Raw genomic sequence first — 24,409 nt, forward strand, 5'->3', positions numbered from 1 at the left:
GTGGGTGATTTGGTGGGGGTGGTGTCGGGTCAGGGTTCGTCGTTGTATGACCTGGGTGTGCAGGTGCAGCATGCGGAGTATTCGATTGTGGTGGAGTTGGCGTTTTTTTCGTATTCGATCGGGTGGGCGTTGGCGAGTCCTTTTACGGCGTTTTTGGTGCCGTCGATCGTGGCGGCGGGTCGGGCTGCGGTGGGTCGGTTGGTGGAGCGGTTGGGGTGGATGGTGCGGTTGTTGGTGGAGGGTGTTCAGGAGGGTGTGGAGGAGGTGTTGCAGGATGCGGTCGCGCAGTTGTCGCAGGTGTTGGAGGGGACGCGGCGTGAGTGGGATGGGATGAGTTCGTGGTTGTCGGCGGTGGGTGGTGCGGGTGCGGGGGTGTTGGTGTCGTTGGGTCGGTCGGGGGCGCCGGGGTGGTTGCGTGATCGGGTGTTGTTCCAGGGGGTGAACGAGGGTCATGCGGAGGTGCAGGTGGGTTGGGCGATGGCGGAGGGGATGGGTCAGGGTCATGGGGAGTTGTGGACGGGTGCGGTGGGTGGTGTGTTCTCGGGTTCTTTCCAGGCTGGTGTGGAGAAGTATTTCGATCCGGAGGTGTTGGACGGCCTCGGCGATATCGGTGATGTCGGCGAAGTAGGTGAATTCGGGGATGTCGGCGGTGTGGATGACGCCGGCGGAGCCGAAGACGTGGAACCGGGTGACGGGCAGGAGGAGTCGATCGCGGCACCGCCGGAACCCGATCCGTTCGGCGTCGAGCAGTCCGCGCCCGAAGGCCCCGGGACAGCGGGGGAACCAGTCGAACCCCCACCCGGTCCGCCTGAAATCGATGAGCCGGAGCAGTGGGAGCCAGAGGTCCAGGAGCCGGTGGCGCCTCCTGCCGACACCGGCGGTGGAAGTGGCCCGGGACCCGCGCTGATCGGCACCGCCATCGGTGTCGGGGTGGGCCTGGCCGCCGGCGCGGCGATCACCGCCGCCGGCGCGGCGGCGGGCCTCTTCGGCCGCACCCGCGCACCCGAGGCGGAACCGGGTGGAGTGCCGCTGGCCGACCTGCCCCCGGCCGCGAACAATCCCGATCCCGGCGCCGATCCCGGGGCTGGGGATTGGGACGGTGACCACCTCGCCCCGCCGCGCTACAGCGGGCCCCTGCCGGAATACGAGGAAGCGACCGCCGGTCCCGCGCCGGCGGCACAAGTCGGTGGTCACGCCGAGGGCGCGTTGCCGGCTCCTGGCACCGGATCCGCCACACCGGCACAAGCCACGGTCTTCACCCAGTCGCAGGCCGACGCCGGTCCGCCGCGGGCGGACGCCGGTCCGGCGCAGGTCGACGCCGATCCGCAGCGGGCCGACATCGATCCGGAGCAGGCAGATCCGTGGTCGCTCGTCGACTCGCGGTTCGCGGAGGATGAGGTGTCCCGGCCGGGAACACCGGTCGCCGGCCAGCCGGATTCCACGAGTCGTCTGCCGCTGTACTCCGCGGAGGACGGGTCCGGACTGCCGACGGACGTGGAGATCGGCTCGATCCCGCCTTCGCCAAACGCCGCACTGCCCCTCCCGGCCACCGCCTCGGCCACACCGGTTCCCCCAACGGCCGTTCCGCAGCCGCAAGCCGGATCGCAGGATCGTCCGACCCCACCCGGAACTCCGGTCGCGCCCGCCGATGGACCGGCGGAGCTGCCGAGCCACTCGGCTGTCACCCCACCGTCGCCGGACAGCGGTGGGACGCCGAGCCTGGCGCTCAATCCCGTCGAATCGCCAGTCGACGCGCTCGCACCGGTAGAACTCGACTTCACGGCACTGAACGCCGCACCGGGAGGGACCGCATCCCAATCGATCACCCCTCCAACCGAGCAGCGCACCACGCCACCCACCGCTTCCGGTCGACCCGATCCGGAACCGCAGAACACCACTCGCGTCCCGAGTCCGGTCGAGGCCCCTCCGACGACCGACCGACCAACCGCGGCGACCACGATGGACGACGGGCATACCCGGGAAACCGTGGACATCGCCACCTGGGTGATCGAAGGACCGACCCAAGACGGTACGCCCGGACAGAAGTCGGACACCGTTCCGCAGGAAACGCTGTTCACCGGCGAACCGGCAATGGAACACGTCCGGGAGGATCCCGCCGACGCCTCGTCGCAGTGGACACGAGCGGAATTGGCGAGAAGGGCGGGGCACGCGCGCCGGTTCTTCGCCGCGAATCCGGAGACCCGCACCGATGACCTGATCAGACGTGCTCGGATCGCGATCGCTGCCACCCATCAGACAGCCTTCCTGGAGCAGGACGGGCGTTTGGAGGAGCAGGTGGTGCTCGTCGTGGCCAGCACGTTGTCCAGGTCCGGGGATTCCGCTGCCGCCGTGGTTCTGGCCCGTGAGATCGCTGACGGGCTCGGTATCGGTCTGCCGGTCGTCCCTGCGGAGCGCTCCTCGGACGAGGTGGTACCCGGCAAGGCGCTGCTCGACCTCAGGACGAGGACGACCGGTGACCCGGATGCCGACAGGCTGGAGTGGACCAGGGAAAGCCTGAGGACTGCGGCGATCGACGGCCGTACCGACCTCGACGCGAACCTGGTCCTGCGCGACATCGCATACCGGCGGGCGGCGGCTGCCGTGTACTCGGTCATCTCGCCGGGGCGCGTAGAGGACAAGGCGGTGCTGGTGGACGTGATGACCGTGGTCGCCCACAGCCACATGTGGAACTCCGGCGACCGGGGCGACCGGGCACTCGCCACGCGGATCGTCCGCGACCTCGGCCTCGACACCACCGGCGAGCCGTACCTGGCGGCCACATCGCCGGAACTCGCGCTCACCGTTTCCCCCGGTGCCGCCCGCATCGACAACTTCCAGCTCGCCAGGGTCCGGACGCTGGCGAAAACGCTGGCCGACGCCGTCCGGGCGCGTACCGCGCTGGGCTACCTGCCCCCTGTGGTAGAGGTGTCCGGCCGTGCCGCGAGCGTCGCCCAGGTCGTGCGAGCGCTGGAGGGGCCGGACAACCCGGAGCCCGTCGTCACCACCTGGGAGGACTACGACGGCGCCCTGGTCTCGGTTGACTGGGAACTGCGCAAGGCGGAACCCCCTCACGCCGCCGAGCGCACGACGGCTGCGCCCGTCCTGACCTCTCCGGTCCGACTGCCGATTCCGCAGGTGGCGGATGATCAGGGCTGGCGGCACAGCAGGCGCTGGACCGCCGACTGGTTCACGCCGCACAACCCGGTGCCGGCGGACCGGGTCGCCGAAGCGCTGGCCGGAGTGCCCGCAACGGGGCAGGTGCGCCACACGGTGTGGCTCCCCACGGCGACTTCACAGGTCACTCCCGACGCGGTCACCCTGGACCCCGGCGAGGGGTTCATCACCTACGACACCCGGGTCGCCGAAGTCGACGGCACCTCGGTGCGGGACTTCACGGTGCGGCTGTTCCTCACCACGGGAAACGCCTCCGGTCCGGGGTCGCGTCCGGTGCCCGTCGCCCCCCACGTGGCGGCGCGGGTGCGGGAGCAGGCGGTGATCGGCGCGCGGGAGTACCTGAACCAGGGCTACCGGTTGCCCAGTGGGGAACAGTTCCACGTCACCATCGAGTTCACCACCGATCCCGAAGAGGCGCACAGTCACGTCCGCGTGCTCCCCACCGGAGGACATGCCCACCAGTCCGGGTGGCCGGCCGACATCCCCGCCCTGATCCTCGCCCATGAGGTCGCGCACTTCCTCGGCCTGGTCGACGAGTACGTCGGGCCCAAGAAGGACAAGCTGTTCCAGCTCCGGACGGGGCGCGGACACGTCGTCGACGACGAGAGCATCATGGGAATCGGTGAGGTGGGACCGGCACCGAGCCTGCTGCCGCGCCACCTGTGGCTGATCGACAACCACCGGCGTGCGCTGGAGCGATCCGTACGACTCGCTGAAGCCGCTCGACCCGGCGATGCCACCCGGCCTCCGCTCGCCCTTGCCGCGGACGCGCACCCGGAACCCACCGTCGACCAGTTCCGCGAGGTGCTCGGGGGCGGCGGGACTCCCGCCTCCCGGGACGGCGGGGAAAACAGCGAGCGGGTCCTCGCAGCCCTGCGCGAATATCACGCGACGTGGCGGAACACGCCGAAGGGGGACACACCGAACGGTCCGGTGGAACGGCTCAACCGGTTCCTCAACACCGTGGGACCGGTTTCCCGGCTGATCGGTCGCGTCACCGCCGAGACGTCCTCGGCGGCCATGGCCGCCCTGAGCGCCCACGTGGACATTTCAGGTCCGCCGGTGGTGGATCGGGAATCGTTCGAGCAGGTCTTGGCGCAGGAGGTGGTTCCCGGTGCCGCGGCGGCCGCCGTGCACCGCGCCCACCGGGTGATCCACCGCCTGGGCGGTGGATCACCGCCCAGGACCGAGGATCAGCTCGCCGAAGTGGTGGCCAACGGCTTCACAACCGGGGCGGGGACGCCCACGCCGTCCTTCCACGACCAGGTCGTGGCACCTGCGGTCAAGGTGTTCGCGAGGCGCGTGCAGGACCACCCGGCGTTGCTGGTGCTCTCCGCCACCGACCGGGCTCGCGTGGTCGCCGAGTCGACGGCGCAGGCCCGGTCGGCGATCCAGGCTCAGTTCGAGGACCTCTCCGGGTTCGCGGACATCGCGGTGGTCCTCGATCCGGGGATGCCGTGGCTCAGTGGCCTGCGCATGGAGGAGTTCCACCGACGAGTCGAAGCGCGGTTGCTGCACCGCCTCCACCAGAGCACCTCCTTGCCGACCGATCGGGCCACGTTCACGGCGGCGATGTCGGACCAGGTCGTGCGGGACGCGATGGGCAACGCCGTCCGGTCGATCACCGGCCGAGCACTGGTCGACGCCACGACGGCCGACATCTCCGCGATGGCCGACACCCTGTCCGAGGGGTTCGCGGTCGAGCTGCGTTCCCACCCCGCCTTGAGCGTTCTCGGGCAGCGCTACCGCGAAACGCTCGGCGTGCTCGTCCGCGATCGCGTCCGGGACGCGATCGCCGCTTCACCCGTGCCGCCGGTGACCCACGCCGAGGTCGCGTCGTTCATGGCGGAGGTCGCCCGCACCGCGATCGAGGTCGACCCCACCATCGAGCCGCCCGACAACGCGCCGGTCCTGAACTCCCACACGGGGTGGCAGTCCGAGCACCCGGCGCGGCTCGCCGCCCAGCGTCGGGCCGGTGACGCCCTGTCCGACACGATCGCCCGCAGGGACCCCCAGGCGGTCGTCGAACACCTGATCACGCTGTTCCCCGAGCTGGGGAGCGCGTTCCACCGGACTTCCCCCCAGCAGCCGCCGGCGCAACAGCTCACGTACACCCCGTACGAGCACGCGCAGATGGTTCTCGGCCAGTACTTCACCCTCTCCTCGGGAGAGGACGACGCGTCCCGCTTCACAGGCGTCGACGTCATCGCCAAGGCGATTCTCTTCCGCGTGCTCGGTCAGGCCCAAGGAGGTCAGGGGTACCTCGACACGTTGTTGGACCGCTACCGAGGGTTGTGGCGCGATGGCCGCGAGTTCGCCATCGCGCGCGCCGTGACAGGCACCTCCCCGGTACTGGCCTACCTCCGCGGCGGTGCCAACGCCGATGAGACCTTCCGGTTCATCCACGACCTGGCGGAGCGGACCGGTGACTCCGAAGACGCCGGCAAGTTGTTCCAGCAGCTTCACCAGCACCACCAGGCGGAGGTCGCTGCCCGTACCGCGTACAGCCGCTTCACCCGGCACGACGGCATCACCCGTTCCGGACCGCCCACGCCCGCCAAGCCGCTCATCGACATCGGCACCGGTCTCATGCGGACCGGCGACAGCCGCCACTACGAATACGCGCCGAAGAGCAAGTCGGCTCGCCTCCTCCCCGCGCTGACGACGATGTTCCGCGACCCCTCGACGATCGCCGAGCACCGCGAACGCATCCGTGAAGACGACTGGCGCGCGAGCGCGGCCACACCGGCGACCCAGAACTCCTTGAGTTCGGAGCGCGACGCGATCCGGGACGAGCACGCCGAAGCGGTCGAGCCGGAGGTCACCGACGCGGTGGTCGAACCCGTCGACCCGCCCTCCTACGACGACAGCTCCTGGCTGCCCGGCATGGTGCGCTCGGAAGCCGCGTGGGCGCGCTCGTGGGTGTTCTCCGGTTCACCGCAGCTCAAGCGGATCGCCTACCTGCGGGCGCCGTGGATCGTCGAGGGGGTTGCCTCGGGGGTCGAGTCGGGACTGCGGGCGGACCTGGTGGACGTCGCCGCCGCCGCACTGGTCCGGTCCGGGGACCTCACCGCCGCGGCAGCCCTGGTGGGACGCATCGCCGGGGACCTGGCCGCGCAGGAGCGGACCGGGATCGTGGCGTGGACGGCGCAAGCGGTCCGCGCGCGCGCCGAAAGCGCTCGTGCGGAACTGGCCTCCACCGGAGCGCCGCAGAGGGAAGCCGCCCGGCGGCGCGCGCGGACCCTCGTCGCGGATCTCGCCACGTACACGACCGTGGCGCCGGACGCGGCGCGGGACATCGCCGACGTCGTCGCCGCCGACCTGGCGGCGAGGGCGACCCGCCTGGCCGGGGTGGTCGCCGCCGTCGGCGCGGAACAGGCGCTCCTCTCGCCGGAGGCCGCCGACCGCGTGACCGCGGCCGTGGCGGTCGGCTTGGTGAGCGGCCTGGTCCTCGACCCGTCCACGGGCGTGCCGGTGTTCCCGGCGGGTCGCGTCGCCGACCTGCCGACGTGGGCGGGACCCGTGTCGGCGGACGACGTCGACACCGCCCGCCGGGAGTTGGACGACACCGACGGCCGACTGCGGAAAGCCGTGCTGCGGCGAGCGGAGGTGCTCCTCGGCACCGCGCGGGAGCAGTCCTCCCACCCCGTCGGGGACCTGGCACCGGTCGCCGCGGCGCGGCTCGCGCAGGACGTGCTCCGCCGGGCGAGGTCCGTCGTCCGGCCGGGGTTGTCGGAGGTCGAGGCGTCCGGGCAGGACCGCGAGGCGACCGTCGCGCTCATCGCCGCCGAGCTGGTGAAGGCCGGCGACTTCGGCCGGGACGCGGCGTTCCTGGCCCACCGGATGGCGCTCGACCTGGGCACCGCCCTGGACGTGCCCCAGTGGCTGACCGACGGGCTCTCCCGCGACGCCGTCGCGGCGAACGCGGCGCTCGGGAAGGCCGAAGCCGACGTCGTCCGGCGTGCGCGGAGCTCGGCCGGGAAGATCGTGGGCTTCCGGACCGCCAACTCCACGCTGCCCCCGCGAGCGCGGGACGACCTGACGGCCATCGTCGCGGCGGGGCTCGCCGTCGAGGGGTGGACGCCACCGGACGACGGCCCGTCGGGCTGGCTCTCGAACCTGCTGCCGTCCGCCGTCACCAACCAGGTGTCGTGGATCTTCGACGGGACCGGCCGACCGTCCCCGCGAGCCCCGCACCGCCTCGTGCTCGCCTTGGGCGCGGGGATCGGCGACCGCCCGTGGACTCGGGAATCCCTTGAGAGCACCGCCGCCCTGGCACACGACGTGCTCGCACTGGTCGACGACGACACCCGGGACTCCGCGCTGCGCAAGGCCGCCGGCATCACGGGGTTCCCGGCCCAGGGCCCCTTCACGTCCCCCGGGCCGGTGGCCGACATCACCGCCGTCCTCGCGGCCGAGTTCGTGGCCGGGAACGCGGCCGGGCGCCGACCGGACCTCGGTGGCCGGGACACGACCTTCCTCGCCAACCGGATCGCGTTCGACCTCGGCCTGGCCTCCGCGACCTGGAACCCCGCCGCCCTGGAGATCCGCGACGTCGTCCTGGCGGACAAGCCGTTCGTCCTGGAACAGGCGCACGACCTGCCGGACGGGGACGCGACGTTGGACCAGTGGCTGCCGACGGTCGTCGAACCGATCACCGCGCTGCAGGTCGCCCGGCGGAACGCGGGCTACCCGCACGCGCCGCTGCGGGTGGCCGGCTCGGACGCCAACACCGTCGCCGCCGTCGCGGACGCCTTCGTCGACCTGGGGTTCAGCCCCGTCGAGGTGTCCCACCACGGCCCGGACGACGCGGTGGAGGTGTTCGTCGACTGGAGCCTGCCCCACCGGCCGCCGAGCTTCGCCCTGTCGACGCTCGCGCCGGCGCACGGCGAGCCGTCGCAGGGCACGCCGCCGATCCCGCGATCCGCGTACGAGGTGTTGTCCGACCCGACGTGGAGGCACAGCACGGCGGACAGCGCGCCGTGGTTCGACCCCCTCGGCCCTGCGGACCGGGACAGGTCCGGCTTCGCCGAGGCGCGCGAGGCCGCGCCGGTGGTCGCCAGGGTGCGCGGCGAGTACTTCGAGGTGCTCGACTCCAGCTCCCCGACGGGGAACCGGCCCCGCGCCGACGGCGTGCAGACGATCATCGCCTACGACGTGCGGGAGTTCGAGGTCGGCGGCGTCGCGTGGCGCGACCTCACCGTCAACCTGCACCTGTCCGCGCTCGACCCCGACCACGTCATGCGGACGAGGGAAGACGCGGTCACCGGCGTCGAGCGGCTGTTCAACGAGCCCGGCTACCGGATGCCCGACGGCAGGCGGTTCCACGTCACCCTCCTGTTCACCCCCGCTGCCGAGGCGCACGCCGAGGTCACGGTCGGCAACTACCTCCGACCGGACCAGGTCCGCTGGCCGTTGCGGATCACCGAGGACGACGCCGCGCACGAGATCGGCCACTTCCTCGGGCTCCACGACGAGTACTTCGAGCGCAGCGCCCCCCGGCCGGTCCTCCGGGGACGGGAGAGCGGCGGGCAGGTCGTCGCCGACGACGGTCTGATGGGCGAGCGGTTCGCGGGCGCGGGGGGCACCACGGGTGCCGCGACGCTCAAACCGCGGCACCTGTGGTTGATCGCGAACCGCATGGACGCACTGCGCTCCACCGGCCCCGCCGCGCTCGTCGGCGGTCCGGTGGCCCTCGACGAGCGCTTCGCCCGACCGCAGGCGCCGCTCACCAGGCGCCGCCCCGCGGAGCGCCCCCTGATCGACCCTCCTTCCGGCGACGGGCCGGCCGGCGCCACGTGGACAGCGGCTGCCGTCGTGGCCCGCGGTGAGGCCGCGCGGCAGTGGATGCGCGACCAGCCGGGCTGGGCACCCCAGCTGGCCTACCCCCGGGCGCGGTGGGTCGTGGCGCTCACCCACGAGCCGGCAGCGCTCACCCCGGCCCTCCACGACGCTGTCGTGCACGTCGTCGCGAAGACCCTGGCGCAGCACCGGGGCCTCACCGAGGCCATCTCCCTCGGGCGGAGGATCGCGTGGCACCTCGGCACCGCACCGACACCGGTGCGGGACGCCACCGAGCACGTCGACGGCGCGTCACCGCCGTGGACGCCGGCAGCCCTGCGCGCGGAGATCGACCGGTCGTGGGACCTGCTGGCCGGGGTCGACGCGAGCACGAGCTCGGCCGGGTTCCGCATCGCGCGCACCATCGTGGGCTCCAGCACCAGGACCGGCCCGTCGGCCGACCCTGGGGTGTCGGCCGACCTCACCGCGGTGATCGCGATCGACCTGGTGCAGAACAGGGAGGTCGAGGGCTACTACCGGAGTGCGGTGGAACTGGCCCACCGGATCGCGTTCGACCTGGGCGGCCCCGCGTCGGGCATCGCCATGGCCGACCCCGCCGAGCGGTCACGCGTCTTCACCCCCGAGTGGTCCTACACCGCCCCCGGCGGGTCGACCGACTTGTCCGCCGCGCGCGAAGCGGACCTGTCGGCGCTGCGGGAGCGACTGGCCGCCGAGGACCTCGCCCGCCGCGAACGCGGCCACCTGCCGCTCCTGGTGCAGGTGGCCGGTGCCCACGCCGCACGAGTGCTGGCGGTGCTGGACGACGGGAAGTCGGTCCGGGCCGCGGGGCTCGACGGAGGTCCCGCCGACGGCGCGCACGTGTACGTGGACCGGAGCCTCCGGCGCAGGTCACCGCAAGCGGTCCGGACGCCGGACGCCGCGGCCCTCCACGAGCCGCCGGCCCCCGTCCGCCCGGAACACCGGCCCGTGTTCGACGAGCCGCGGGGCGCCGACGACGACAAGCGCACGCCACCGAAGGGCGAGCCCGACTCACCGCCGCCCTGGAGCGAGCGGGAACCGGTCGAATCGCACGACGCCGACGCCCGACCCGCGCCCGGGGAGGCGCCCGAGAACGCGCCCGGCTACGACACGGCCTGGTGGACGCCGGACCTCGTGCGCTCGGAGGCGGCACGGGCACGCGACTGGTTGTTCTCCGGTTCGCTGCGGGACCAGCAGGTCGTGTACCTCCGCGCGCCGTGGGTCCTCGCGGAGGCCACGGTCGGCTTCGACCCGGGCCTGCGGGCGGACGTGGTGGACCTCGTGGCCGGTGTGCTGGCCAAGGACGGCGACCCGGCCACGGCCGCGGCCCTGACCCGGAAGATCGCCGAAGACCTGCGCGGGGCGCCCGCCGGGCAGCCGCCGTGGACGGAGGAGCGGCTCCGCTCCCGCGCGAAGGCGGGCAGCGCGAGCCTGGCCGCCCTGAGCCCGGTGTTCCGGGACAGCGCACGCCGGCGGGCGCACGTCGTGGTCGCCGACCGCACCTCCTACTCCGCCGTGGCGCCCGAGGTGGCGCAGGACCTCGCCGAGGTCGTCGCCGCGGCACTCGCGGCGGACGTGTCGCCGTGGGCGCGGCGGATCGCCGATGTCGGCGCCGAGCGGTCGGGTGTCCCGCTCGACCTGACCGACCGCCTGACCAGGGCCGTGGCGGAAGGGCTGGTGGCCGTCACGGCGCCCACCCGTCCGACAGCGGCGCAGCCGGAGGTCGCCGACATCGCCCGCCGGGCGCTGGTCGGGTTCGACGGACAACTCAGGGAGGCCGTGCTGCGGCGCACCCGGGAATCCCCGGACCCGGTCGCCGGCCGGGCGAAGTACCGCCCCGCCGGTCGGGAAGACCTGGTCACGATCACCGCGGCGCTGCTGGCGAAGGACGTGCTCCAGCGGGCCCGGGCGGTCGTGCAGCCGGAGACGTCCGACGTCGTGGCGTCCGAGCAGGACCGGGAGGTGGCCGCCTCACTCATCGCCGCCGAACTGGTGACGACCGGCGAACCGTCCCGCAACGCCGCGCTGCTGGCGCACCGGGCGGTGCTCGACCTGGGAACCACCCTCGAGATGCCGCGGTGGGTGGTGCGCGGGATCGCCGACGAAGCCCTCCTGGCTTCAACGGTGATCGACAAGTGGAGCCAGGATTGGAGGATGGGCGAGGCTTGGACCACCGCCTCGCACATCGTCGGGTTCCAGACCGCCAACTCCGTGCTCTCCGAGCGCACGCGCTCGGACCTCGTCAAGGTCGTCACCGCCATCCTGTTCCGGGCGACCTGGTCGCGGCCCTACCGCGATCGTGACTACGCCATCGAGATGTTGCCGTCCGCCGTCACCAAGTGGGCGAACAACCACTTCGACATGCGGGTGGAGGGCCCACCCGTCGTCGACACCCGCTGGACCGGGTTCGCCCTGGGCACGTTGATCGGCAGCCGCCCGTGGACGCGCGAATCCCTGGCGGTCGCCGCTCGACAGGCACGTGCCGTCCTGCACCGGACCCGGCCCTACTGGCTGTCGCTCCTCAAGTACGCGTCGTCCACCACGAGTGACCCACGCGCTTTCGCCGTCCCTCCGGGTACGAAAGCCGACATCGCCGCCGTGCTCTCGGCCGAGGCGGCGCAAGTGCTCCACGGGGCGCTCATCGACCAGAGGACCGGACGTCGGGACGTGGGTCTGCTCACCCAGCGGATCGCCCTGGACCTCGGTCCGAGCGCCAGGGCGGTGGACCTGCCCGCCCCGCGGGACACCGACACCGCGCCACCCCGGGAGCCGTTCGTCCTGGAGCGGACGTACCGCCTCCGGCCCGGTACCCGGCCGTCCCCGGAGTGGCTGGAGGAGATCAGGGCCGGGATGGCCCCGATCACCCTGCGCCAGGCCGCCAGGCAACGGGCGCAGGACCCTCCCGCGCCGGTGCGGGTGTCCGGCTCGGCGGCCGGAGTCGTGGTGGAACTGCTCCGCCAGGCGAAGTTCACCGACGTCGCCGCGCGGCCCGGCGGTCCTGACGACGGCGTGGACGTGTACGTCGACTGGAGCCTGCCTCCTCGTCCGGTGGCGCACCTCCTCGCCCCCGCCACACCGTCGAAGCCCGGACCGGCACCGATCACCTCACCGTCCCCGCAGCCGCGCACGGTGCTGTCCGACCCCCGCTGGCGGCACAGCACCGCCTCCGGCGCGCCGTGGTTCGACCCCCTCCGCCCCGTGTCCTCGGGCAAGATCGAGAAGGCCCGCCGTTCCGCCGGCGAGAGCGTTTTCACCGTGCGCGGCGAGCAGTTCCATGTGGATCACCTGGACCACGGCGCCGGGCGGCACACGCACCTGAGCCCCACCCGGACGACCATCGCCTACGACGTGCGGACCTTCGAGGTCGGCGGCGTCGCGGTGCGCGACTTCACCCTCAAGCTGAACCTGAGCCCGAAGCTGGCCCTGGATGAGGGCGACGTGACGCCCCTCCAGGCGTTCTTCGTGAAGAGGAGGCTCACCAGCGGCGTCGACAAGGTGTTCAACCGCGGTTACCGCCTGCCCGGTGGTGAGCAGTTCCACGTCACCGTCGAATTCGTGCCGCTCCAGGAAGCGCACGCGCGGATCGACTTCAGGAGGTACCGGCCGCGCTCGTCGCAGGACTACTGGTCGCTGAACATCACCGCGATCCAACTCGCGCACGAGGTGGGCCACTTCCTGGGGCTCGACGACGAGTACTACGACGACGACGACGTGAACCCATCGGTGTTCCAGCACCGGCCGACCGGTGGGCACGTGGTCGACGACAACGGGATCATGGGCAAGATGGCCGGGACGCTGAGCACGGCCCTCTCCGCCCCGGCGCTCAAACCACGACACCTGTGGTTGATCGAGAACCGCATGAACGCGCTGCGACCCACCAGCGCCCACGTCCCCCCGCCCGCCCCGGAGCCCTATTTCCGGGCCTACCGCGCACCCTGGGCGCCCTCGTCCACCACCGCACCCGCGGCCGACCGGGTCCTGTGGACGGCGGACGACCTGGCCGCCATCGCGGCCGAGGCCCGCGAAGCGATCACGTCCTACGCCCAGGAGGAGCGGGTACTCGCGGACGGGAAGGCCACCTGGATCGTCGACCGGGTCGCCGAGGCGCCCGATCGGGAGCGCGCGTTCTCCGCCGCCCACCTGACGACCGTCATCGCGCTCGACGTGCTGGCGGGGGAGGACTTCGGCAAGAGCCTGCTCCTGGCCCGTGACATCGCCGAGGACCTCGGCATGTCGGCGGGGCCCGAGGTGTGGACCGCGGACCTGCTGCGCATCGCGGCCGACCGGGCGCGCGACGACTCGGCGCGCGACGGGGAAGACCAGGAGGTCCTGCGCCGCCGTGCCCACGACGTCGTCCTCGTCGCCGACGCCCAGCCGGAAGTGGCGCCCGACCTCACCGCCGTGGTCCACGCGGAACTGGTCGGCTCCCGGGATCAGCGGGCGGCAACCGCGCTCGCCCGGCGAGTCGTCGCGGACCTCGGCGCGGCGCGACCGGAGCACTGGCTGCGCCGGCAGGACGACCGGCCGTACCGCCGCCACGTCGTGCAGCGCTCCTACACCCGGCTACCGGGTGCCACCGGGCTGACCGAAGACCAACTCGCCGACGCGGCGGAGTTCGGCGCCGCGCTCACCGAGGCCGTCGGCGTCCGGGCGGACGCCGGCTACCTGCCGCCGGTGGTCGAGATCTCCGGCGGGGATGCCGGCGCGGTGGCCGAGCGGATGGACGTCGTCGGCGCCCGCGTGGTCGAGGGCGGTCGGGGCGACGGCGCCGACGTCTACCTGGACTGGGCGTTGACCAGGTCCGCGGACCGGTCCGGCGCGTCGGCCGAGCCGAGCGGTGGTCGGCAGGAGGACCCGCCGGAGCCGGTGCTCCTCGACGGTGGCCCGGGCAGCGCGTCCGGCGGCCGTGACGGGCGACAGACCCACCGGCCCGAGTCCGGGGAGGTGTCGCCGCGACCGGCCCGCGAAAGCGGCGCGGAAGACGAGGACAGCCCTCCGAACCCGATGCGTCGCACCGGACGGGAATCTCTCGGTCCCGTTCCCCCCGACGGATCGCCGGAGCCGCAGGACGCCGGACCGGCGGGTCCTCAGGAACCCGACGTCGCCCGAGCGGAGGTCGAACCGGAGGCCGAACCGGAGTTCGCGCCCGACTACGACACGGCCTGGTGGACGCCGGACCTGGTCCGCTCGGAGGCGGCGCGGGCACGTGAGTGGTTGTTCTCGGCACCGCTGTGGAGCCAACAGATCGTGTACCTGCGCGCGCCGTGGCTCGTGCAGGACGTCCGGAACCGCTTCGAGGCGGGTCTCTGGGCGGACGTGGTGGACATCGCGGCCGGCACGTTGGCCAGGGATGGTGACCTGACCGCGGCGTCGTCGCTGGTGCTGAGGATCACCGAGGAACTCGGCGCCGCGCTGCCGCCGACGACGCGGGCGTGGACGGAGGACGCCGTCCGCACCCGCGCCGCGCACGACCGCGACAGGTTGAACGCCTTGGACGAGGCGCTCCGGGACAATGCGCGCAGGAGGGCACGCGGCCTCGTCGCCGGCCGCACCGCCTACTCGCCTCTCGCGGAGGAGGTGGCGCGGGACGTCACCGACATCGTCGCGGCCGCCCTCGCCGCGAGGACGTCACTCCGGGCGGAGCGGATCGCCGGGGCGGGTGCCACGAGCTCGGACGTCACGCCGGAGCTCGCCGACCGCCTGACCGCGGCCCTGGCCCTGCGCCTGGTGCCCGGCACGGATCCCTCCTGGCAGGGCGACGTGGCGGAGAAGATCGACCTCGCCCGCCGAGAGCTGGCCGAGGTCGACGGCCGGCTGCGGAAGGCCGTGGAGCGACGAGCCCGCGACGTCATCGACCGGATCACCGCGCCGCGCGTTCTGCCCTCGCAGGTCATGGAGGACCTGGTCACGGTCATGGCGTCGCAACTGGCGACGGACGTGCTCCGCAGGGCGCGGGCGGTCGTCCAACCGCAAACGTCGCAAGCCCAGGCCCAGGCGTCCCAGGAGGACCGCGAGGCGGCCGTCGCGATCATCGCCGCGGACCTGGCGGTGCACGACACCGCGCGGAACGCCGAGTTCCTGGCACACAGGATGGTGCTCGACCTCAGGGGCGATTCCGCGCTGCCGCAGTGGGTGGTCGACGGGATCGCCGCCGAGGCCGCCGCCGTCACACCGCTGATGAGGACCAGCGACCGCTCGCAGGCGACCCGGGCGATAAGCCGGGCAACGCGTCTCGTCGCGCTCCGGACCTCCAACTCCTCGCTTTCCACGAGGGTGAAGGAGAACCTGGTCATGGTCGTCGCGGTGGAGATGCTCCTCCGCAAGGAGGGGTCGCGCCTCTCCGTCATGCGGAACGTGGTCGACCACCTGGTGCCGTCGGCCCTCACCGGTCTTTTCCGCACGGCTCTCGGCACGTCCCGCAAACCCGAGCGAACGGCGGACCTCCACTTCACCGAGTTCGCCCTGGCCGGTGGGATCGGCGAACCTCCCTGGACGCGTGAGGCCCTCGCGCACGCCGCCACCCGGGCGCGCACCCTGCTCCAGGCGACGAGCACGATCGTCCGGAACGCCGTGGTGGCGAAGGCCGTGGGTCTCACGGGCTACCCGGCGCAGGGTGCCACCACACCGACCGAGCTCTTGGCGGACCTCACCAGCGTGCTGGCCGCGGAACTCGTGACCGAGGGGACGCACGGGTACTCCTTCGACATCGGGCGTCGGGACGTGGGCATGCTCGCCCAGCGGATCGCGTTGGACCTCGGCCTGAGCGCCGGAGCGGTGGACTTCCGCGCCCCGCGGGTCCTGCACCTCGCGCTGCCGGCGGAGCGGTTCCTCCCGGAGCAGTCCTACCACTCGGATGCCGGGAACCGGCCATCGCAAATCTGGCTGGAGGACGTCCGGACCTACCTCGGCGCCATTACCGAACGGCAGATCGCCAGGCAGCGGTCGCAGTACCCGCCCGCGCCGGTGCGCGTGTCCGGCTCGGCCGCGGAGACCGTCGTCGGGCTGTTCCGCGAGGCGGGCTTCGTCGACGTCGACGTGTGGCCCGGCGGTCCCGCCGACCGCACGAACGTGTACGTGGACTGGAGCCTGCCCGCCCGGACAGCGCCGTACAACCTGGTGGTCAGCCGGCACCGGGGATCGCCGCTGGTGTTCCCCCCACTGCCCTCTCCGGAGAGGCAAGCCGTGCTGTCCGACACGACCTGGAGGCACAGCCGGGCATCGTCCGCGCCGTGGTTCGAACCGCTCAACCGGGTGCCCAACGAGCGCATCCGCGAGGTGCGGACGTCGGTGCCGGTGGAGTTCACGGTGCGCGGCGCGCACTACCAGGCGCACACCAACGGCACTGTCGCAGCGGGACGGACCGCGTTGTTCAGCACGCAGTCCGTCATCGCGTACGACGTGCGGACGTTCGAGGTGGACGGCGTCAAGGTGCGCGACCTGACCGTCAAGCTCCACCTGGCCGCAGATCGCCTCCACGACCCCGTGGTGACCATGGGAAGCGTCCGCGCCGGCGTCCGGGCGTTGTTCAACCGCGGCTACCGGCTGCCCGGTGGCGAACAGTTCCACGTCACCGTCGAGTTCGTCCCCCTGAACCAGGCCCACGCGCGGATCCGCATCGGCGACTTCGACCGCGCGTCGCAGGACTCCTGGCCGACCGGGGCCAACCCGCTCACGGTCGCCCACGAGATCGGTCACTTCCTCGGGCTCGACGACGAGTACCTGGAGCGGAACTCCTCCCGGCCGGTGTTCCAGCACCAGCCGGGACGCGGGAGGGTGGTCGACGACAACGGGCTGATGGGCAACTCGGCCTCGAACTTCGTGAGCGCACTCACCCACGCGTCGCTCAAACCGCGTCACCTGTGGCTGATCGAGAACCGCATGAACGCGCTGCGCTCCTCCGCCCCGCGCGCGTTCACGACCGGTCCTGTGCTCGCCGACCCCCACCGCTTCCGCCCGTACGCGCCACTCGACGGCCCCGCCCCCGAGGTCGTCGAGTGGACGCCGGAACTGGTGCGGCGGCGGGGAGCCGTGGCACGGGACTGGCTGTTCGACAACCCGCTGGCGTTGCAGGAGGTCCTGTACCGGCGGGCTCCTTGGATCATCGAGCGGGCGGTGATGACGACGCCCGGGCGGCTTCACCGGGGGCTGCACGCCGACCTGGTCGACATCGCCGCCGCCCTGCTGGGCCAAGGCGCGGACCTCGACACCGCGCTGCACCGGATCGGCGACATCACGGCAGATCTGGCCAGGGGGGCCGCACTCGCCGATCCGGGACGCCGACCGTGGACGGTGGAAGAGCTCGGCCGGGAAGCCCGGGCGAGCCGGCCGCCGGACGGGGCGGACGAGTGGGCCGTGGGCTTCGCCCGTCGCCGAGCGGCCGCCATCGTCGCGTTCCGGACTTCCTACCAGCAGGTGTCGACCGAGGTCGCCGGGTTCCTCACCACCGCGGTCGCGAACGGGTTGCTGGTCGGCGCGTTCGACGCGGCGCGTGGCATCGTCACCTCCGGCGTCCCCGCGAAAACCCTGACGGCGGAAGCCGAACAGCGCCTCGCGTCGGTGATCACCGCCGGACTGGTGGACCGGATCGTCCCGTCGAACGGGCCCGGCAAGGGCTTCCTCGACCACGAGCTGACGTTCAGGTCGACGGGCCGACCGGTCGACGACCTGCTGTCCGCGGCCCACGCCACGTTGAGCACGTCGGACGGGCAGGTGCGGGAGACCGCGCTGCGCCGCGCCGGGGAATTCCTGGGATCGACCGCCACCGCGGACCGCCCCGCGCGGAGGAGGGACGCGTGGCGGGTGCGCGACGCCGCCGCGCGGACCGACCAGGACGCGACGGAGGTCCTGCTGGTGGCCGCCGAACTGGTGGACGCCGCCGGCCACCGCGCCTGGCAGGTGCTCCGAACGGGTACCGGTGCGCGGTCGGTGCCCCACGAGGTCCGGCAGCACCTCGTCAGGATCATCGGCAACGCCCTGTTGTCGCGGACCGCGGTGGACGGCTCGGACCGTGAACTCCAGGTCTTCGCGCACCGGGTGGCGTTCGACCTGCGCGGCACACCTCCGCGGTTGCCGCTGCAGGTCCGGGAGCTGGAGGCCGCCACCGCGCTGGTGCGCTCCGCGACCGCCGGCCTGCGCCCGGCCGAGGAGCAGGCCGGCGCCATCGTCGAACTGTGGAACGCCCGGGCACTGCTGCCCGATCGGCACCTGGCCGACCTCCGCACGTTCCTCACCGCCGGTGTCCTGCTCGCCCGGGCGGGCGCCGACCGTCAGGTCGACGACGCGACGTCGCGCCGGATGGCGCGCGGCCTGCTCAGGACCACGCTCGAACTGGGCGTCAACAGCACGACCCACCCCTGGTCGTCCTCCGCGCTGCACCTGGCCGGCCGAGCAGCGGGCGAGTACCTCAAGAGGCTGCCCGAAGCCGAACGCCTGGTCGTCGGCAGACGTGCGTGGTCCACCCTGACCGCCCTGGTCCGCGATCCGCACTTCCGGGTCGAGAGCTGGGTGGTGAACCCGCTGACCGACGTCATCGCCGCCGAGCTGGCGGTCGCGTCCGCGCTGGGCACCGGCAACCGGCGGGCGGAGGTCGTCGCGCACCAGGTCGTCTTCGACCTCGGCCTGACCGACGTCCACGGCCGGGATGACGCGGCGTCGTTCGCCGACGTCGTGCCGGAGCTGTCCTTCCCCCTGAACCGGTACGGCCGGCTGACCTCCGACCGGTCGGTCGCGGACCACTTCATCCGGCAACTCACGCAGCTGCGCGACAAGCGCGCGGAATTGGGGCACACGTCCGGACCGCGGGTCCTGCTCTCCCGGGAGAGCTCGGCCCCGATCGTCGAAGCCATGCAGGAAGCAGGCTTCACCGACTTCGGGTTCACCAACGGCGCCACCGCGGGCGCGGTGGACGTGTTCGTCGACTGGAGCGTTCCTCCCCGTGCGGTGTCGCACGACCTCGCTGCCGTCCAGCGGCGGAAACCCTCGCCGGTGGCTACACCGTCCCCCCGGCCCGGGAACCAAGTGCTGTCCAATCCCGCCTGGCGGCACGACCCGGCCGCCGCTGCGGAGTGGTTCGACCCCCTCCGCCCGGTGTCCACCGACCTGATTCGACACGCCCGGGAGTCCGTGCCGGCGCAGGACGCGGTCGCGGTGCGCGGAGCGCACTTCCACGTCCTGGACAACAGCGTGGTCACCCTCGGCGAACGCACCCTGAACGGCGTCCAGACGGTGATCGCCTACGACGTGCGGGCCTTCGAGGTGGGCGGCGTGGCGGTGCGTGACTTCACCGTCAGGGTGGCACTGCCCCCCGACCTCCACCCGGACGACGCGCGGCGCCTGGAGGACGCTGCCACCGAGGGTGTCGACAAGGTGTTCAACCGGGGTTACCGGATGTCCGACGGCCACCAGTTCCACGTCACCGTCGAGTTCGTCGCCCACGACGCGCACGCCGTGCTCGCCCTGGGCGACGACATCAGGCAGAACCGCTGGCGGGTCGGGATGACACCGTTCCAGGCGGCGCACGAGATCGGCCACTTCCTCGGGCTCGACGACGAGTACGTCGGCCACGACGACCACCGCCCCGTCTTCCAGCACCGCCCCGGGCGGGGGCAGGTGGTCGGCGACGAGGCCCGGCGCGGCCGGCTGATCACCGCCCCGGGCATCATGGGCCGGTCGACGGTCCCCGTGATCGGGCGCGCGTTGCCGCCGAAGCTCAAGCCGCGTCACCTGTGGCTGATCGAGAACCGCATGCACGACCTGCGCGGGACGTCGCACCCCTCCACCGCCGCGCAGGTGGAGTTCGACCCGCGATTCACCACCCCGCGCGCTCCCGGCGACGCCCTGTCGACCGATTCCGATGATGACCTCTCGGTTGATTCCGGTGACGACCTGCCGATCGGCTTGGTGGCCCTCTCGGGCCGAGACGCCATGGCGGAGCTGCTGGACTTCACCGGACCCTGGACACCGGCCCTGGTGCGGGAACGGGCACGGGCGACGCAGGCGCTGCTGATCGATGAAGACGTCCTGCTCCAGATCGTCGTCCACCAGCGTGCGCCGTGGGTGGTGGCACAGACGGTGCGGTTGCCGGCCGGGCGCGAGCACCTGCGCGCCGACATCGAGGTCCTGGCAGCCGGGGCACTGGCCCTCCACACCACCACCAGCGCCGCTGTGGTGCTGGTTCAGCACATCGTCGACACGCTCGACGACACCACGTCGCAACAGGATGGCCCCGACGGCGCTGGTGCCGAGCGGTGGACGGCGTCGCGCTTGGCGGAGGAGGCCGGGAGCCTCCCCAAGTCGTGGGAAGGACCTCGCGATGTCACGCTGTCCGTCATCGTGCTGCCGCGCGCGGAGGACATCGTCCTCCTCAGGAAGATCCACGGGATGCTCGTCTACCCGGAGAGGAACAACCTCGAGGCAGTGGTGGCGGCGAGGTTGCGCGCCGCCTACCGGGAGCGTGCGCGGGACGTGATCACCCACGGTGTCGCGCGGCACGACCTCGCCCCGGAGGTGTTGGATCGGCTGAGCAGGGCGGTCGGAACCGTGATGCTCGCCGAGGGGTTCCGGGTCGAGCAGCTGCCGGGTGAAGTGGTCGAGCGGATGGACCAGTACCTGCGAGACCTCGTCCCCTGGTACGACGCCGTCGACGAGGCACCGGACGGCAGCGCCAAGGCCCAGGCACGCCATGCGTTGGAGGTCTGGAGAAAGCAAGCGCTGGAGGCCGTCTTCACGGTGGACGGTTACCAGGAGCAGCTCGTCGGGCCTCGCCCGGCATACGCGGCCAAGACCGCGGTCGAAGATCAGGTCCGCAACTGGTCCCCGATGCAGTTCCGGCTGCCGGGGGACTGGGAGCAGGTGGCGAGCGCCGAGTTGTACCGGTTCGCCGCCGCACAGGCGCGGATCCTCCTCGAGTGGGGCACGGAACGTCTCGGGGAGTGGAACCCGGACATCTTCGGGCAGTGGGGCTCGCCCCTCCTGGGAGGTGCCGAACCTCCGTCCCCCTCGCTGATGGCGACGCTCGAGTTCGAGTTGGCGAAGGCGGACGTCCGCGGCGACATCCGCCGGGACGCGGACCTCTTCGCGCTGCGGGTGGCGCTGGACCTCAACCCTCGCACGCACCGGCTGTGGACGCCGACCAAGTTGCACGTCTACGCGCAAGAGTCGCGGCAGATGTTGGAGAACGAGTACTTCAACCCCTACCGGTCGAAACTGATCGAACGGGTCCAGCCCACCGTGACAGCGGTGCTGTCACCGGACCCGGACATGGCAGCCGACCTGACCCAGCTGCTCGCCGGGGAAGCGGCGGCGGTGAGCCACGACCTCCCCGGCGGAGGTCTCGAGTACTACGAGGACTGGCTGAACCCGCTGCGGTCCTTCGAGATCGTGGGCTTGCAGGTCGTGTTCGACCTCGACCTCGCGGAGCACGACCCGGCGTGGGCGGAGCAGGCGCCGCCGTTCCTACCCGAGCTGTCCCTCACCTGGCCGCCGGGCACCACTCTGCTGTCATCCGAGCAGGTGGAGGAGTTGCAGGGCTTCGCCGCCGTTCTGGACGGCCTCGTGGTCGACCGGCCGCTGGGGAGCGGCCCGTCGGTGCGGGTCATCGGCGGGCCGGCCGCGCAGGTGCGCTCGTTGTTCGAGGGCCTGGACCTGGTCGAGGTGCGGCCCGATCTGGGTCGTGCCGATCGGGTGGACGTGCTGGTCGACCGGGCTTTCCGCGCCGCGCAGGCGGAGCGGGGTCCTGCGGATTCCGCCGACCTGCCCGACCTTCAGGACGTCACGTCGGTCGAGTTGTCCGACCACGAGGGTGCACGGGTGGGGACGGCGTTCCTGGCCGGCGAGGACGCCCTACTGATGCAGGATGCGTTCCGCAATGGCTTGACGCGGCAGTTCGCGCCGCTTCCGAGTGGTCGGCGGCGGTTCTACCTGGTGGCCCACCACGGACCCGCCGGATTCGGCGTTCCCCTGACCGGGAAGGACGCCCAGGGCCTTCCAGGTCCGGTGTTCCTGCGCCTGGCGGCAGCGATGGGCGCCGGCCGCGACGCGGTGGTGACCCTGCTGGCCCACGGTCTGCCGGCCGAGGACGAGTTGGTGGGTTGGACGCGGGAGGCCGGTTTCCGGGGTGGGGTGGATGTGCCCTACCTGGGCCGGGTGGAGATCGACCGCTCCGGCGAGGTCCGGCTGCTCGCACCTGATGAGGTGGCTGGGATTTCCCAGGACGCCGTAGTTTTCGGCGATCTCTTCGCCGTCGAGGGTGTGTGGACGCCTGATGTGGTGGGGGAGAGGGCGTCGGAGGCTCGGCGGTTGTTGTTCGAGGAGCCCGACCAGTGGCAGGTCGCGGCTTGTGTGCGCGCGCCGTGGGTGGTGCGGCAGGCGGCGAGCCTGCCTGTCGGGCACGAGCACCTGCGTGACGACCTCGTGGACATCGCCGCCTTCGTGCTGGCGAGGGACAAGAGCCTCGCCGCCGCGATGGCGGTGGTGGAACGAATCGCGACCGATCTCGGCACCGATGCGGTGGAGCGGGTCGGTTCCGAGCAGCCTTGGACGACGGCGCGACTGCGAGAAGAGGCCGAACGCGTCCTCGACGGGAACAGGAGTTTCGACGAAGGTCTGTGGGAGAGGGCCGGGGAACGCGCGCGGGAGATCGCCCATTCCAGGGCCCGGTACGGACCTCCCTTCTCGCCAGCCGACCACGGTGACCTCGTCACCGTCGTGCGGTCGCACCTCGCGCGCACGGCCGAGGAGCGGGCGGAAGCCGTCTTCCCCGAGGACGTGGGGTCGACCGACGTCCCACCCGTGGTGCCCGACCACCTGGTCTGGACCGCCGCCGGGGTCCTGCTGGTGAACGAGGCCACCTGGCCGGCGCGAGCGCGGACGCGCGCGTTCGAGCTTGCTCGGGACTACCTGGAGGACTACGACGTTTCGCCGGGGGCGCTGGACCGGATCGCGTCGTCCGTCCTCGGACCTGACGCGCCCGCGCTGCGCCACCTCGACCTCCACGTGGTGGAGCGAGCCCGTGAACTCGCGATGGCCGTCTTCCCCGCCCACTGGTGGGGTGGCCGGGAGTCGGCGGAACGGGAGGCCGTCGACCTCGCGGTCGCGGAGCTGCTCCGCGCGGCTGTCGAACAGACGCGGTCGATCCTCCCCCAGGGGAGGACCCGGTCCCGTGCCCGCATCGGGGACGAGGTGACCGGGATGGTGGTCGCCGAACTCCAGCGCTCGTTGGTCGGCGAGGACCTCCACCGGGACGTGGATCGGAGCGCGGATCTGCTCGCGCACCGGGTGGTGCTCGACCTGCGTGCCGGCGACCTGGAGCAGCCGTGGACGCTGTTCAGGCTGCGTGACGAGGCGGAGGCGGAGCGGACCTCGCGCGACCCGGGTTCCTTCGACGGTGTGGGGCGGTTCCTGGCGGTGGCGGCGCGGTCCGCCATCCGCGACGCGGTGCGCGAACCTCTGCACCCCTGGGTGGCCGACGACCTGACTTGGGTCCTCTCGGCCGAGCTGAGGAGCACGAGGACCGGCGAGTTCTTGGGCCGCGGCACGTTCCTCAGCGCACCCCTGAGCGAGGTCGAACGGGACTCCGAGGTCGTCCTCGCCAATCTGGTCGCGCTGGACCTGGACGTCGCCGCATCCCGTCGCAGCGGGGCGGAGCAGTCGCCGCCGTCCGCGCCGGAGCTGTCCCTCACCCGTCCGGCGAACACCACGCGTCTGTCGGAATCGCAGGTTGACGACGTGCAAGACCTCGTCATCGACCTGGAAGCCCGCCTGCGTGACCGAGGCGTCCCCGCCCGCGGTCGAGACGTGGGCCGGCCGTCGATCAGGGTCACCGGCGCAGCTGCGGAGCAGGTCCGAGGACTGTTCGAGGAGCTCGGCCGCGATCGGGTCGAGGTGCGGCCGGACCTGGGACGGGCGGACGGTGTCGACGTGCTGGTCGACCGGGTGCTGCGGCGCGTCGCGCCCGCCGGCCTGCCGGAGCGCGGTGATCACGACGAGCCGGGTGGTGCGGAGCAGTTCTCCGACGACCGGTTCGGTGACATCACGTCGCTCGGGTTGCTCTACCGCGAGCACGGCAGGTTCGGCGTGGCGTTCCTGGTCCCGGACCGCAATGTCGAGCAGCGGAACTTGGGCAGGGCCGTTTCGACGCCCAGCGGCACGAAGCAGAGCTTCCAGGTCGTGACCTACCGCAGGGAGGAACCGCGACACCGCATCGCGATCGGGTCCGCCAAGTCGGTGATCGCCACCTGGTTGCTGCCCGCGAGCGTCGACCCGACGACGGCGTTGATCACGGTGGCCAGGGACCTGGCGTCCACACCGCGGTTGCTCGACTGGGCGAAGATCCCCGATCACTGGTCACGGGCCGACGTCGACTACCTGAGCGGAGCGCGGATCGAATCCCCGCTCCTGTTCGAGTTGCTGGAGGAAC

1 protein-coding gene (cut by a window edge) is annotated in these 24,409 nt (G+C 72.3%); it reads left to right on the forward strand.

Going from position 1 to position 24,409, the window contains the following annotated elements:
- Positions 1-24,409 carry the 5' portion of a hypothetical protein gene (locus ACQPYE_RS17155; RefSeq protein ID WP_498722322.1) on the forward strand. The gene runs 10,109 nt beyond the window's last position, so only the first 24,409 of its 34,518 coding nucleotides appear in the window; the start codon lies at positions 1-3; the stop codon falls past the right edge of the window.

The sequence above is a fragment of the Actinosynnema sp. CA-299493 genome (assembly GCF_050946825.1).
Classification (GTDB): Bacteria; Actinomycetota; Actinomycetes; order Mycobacteriales; family Pseudonocardiaceae; genus Actinosynnema.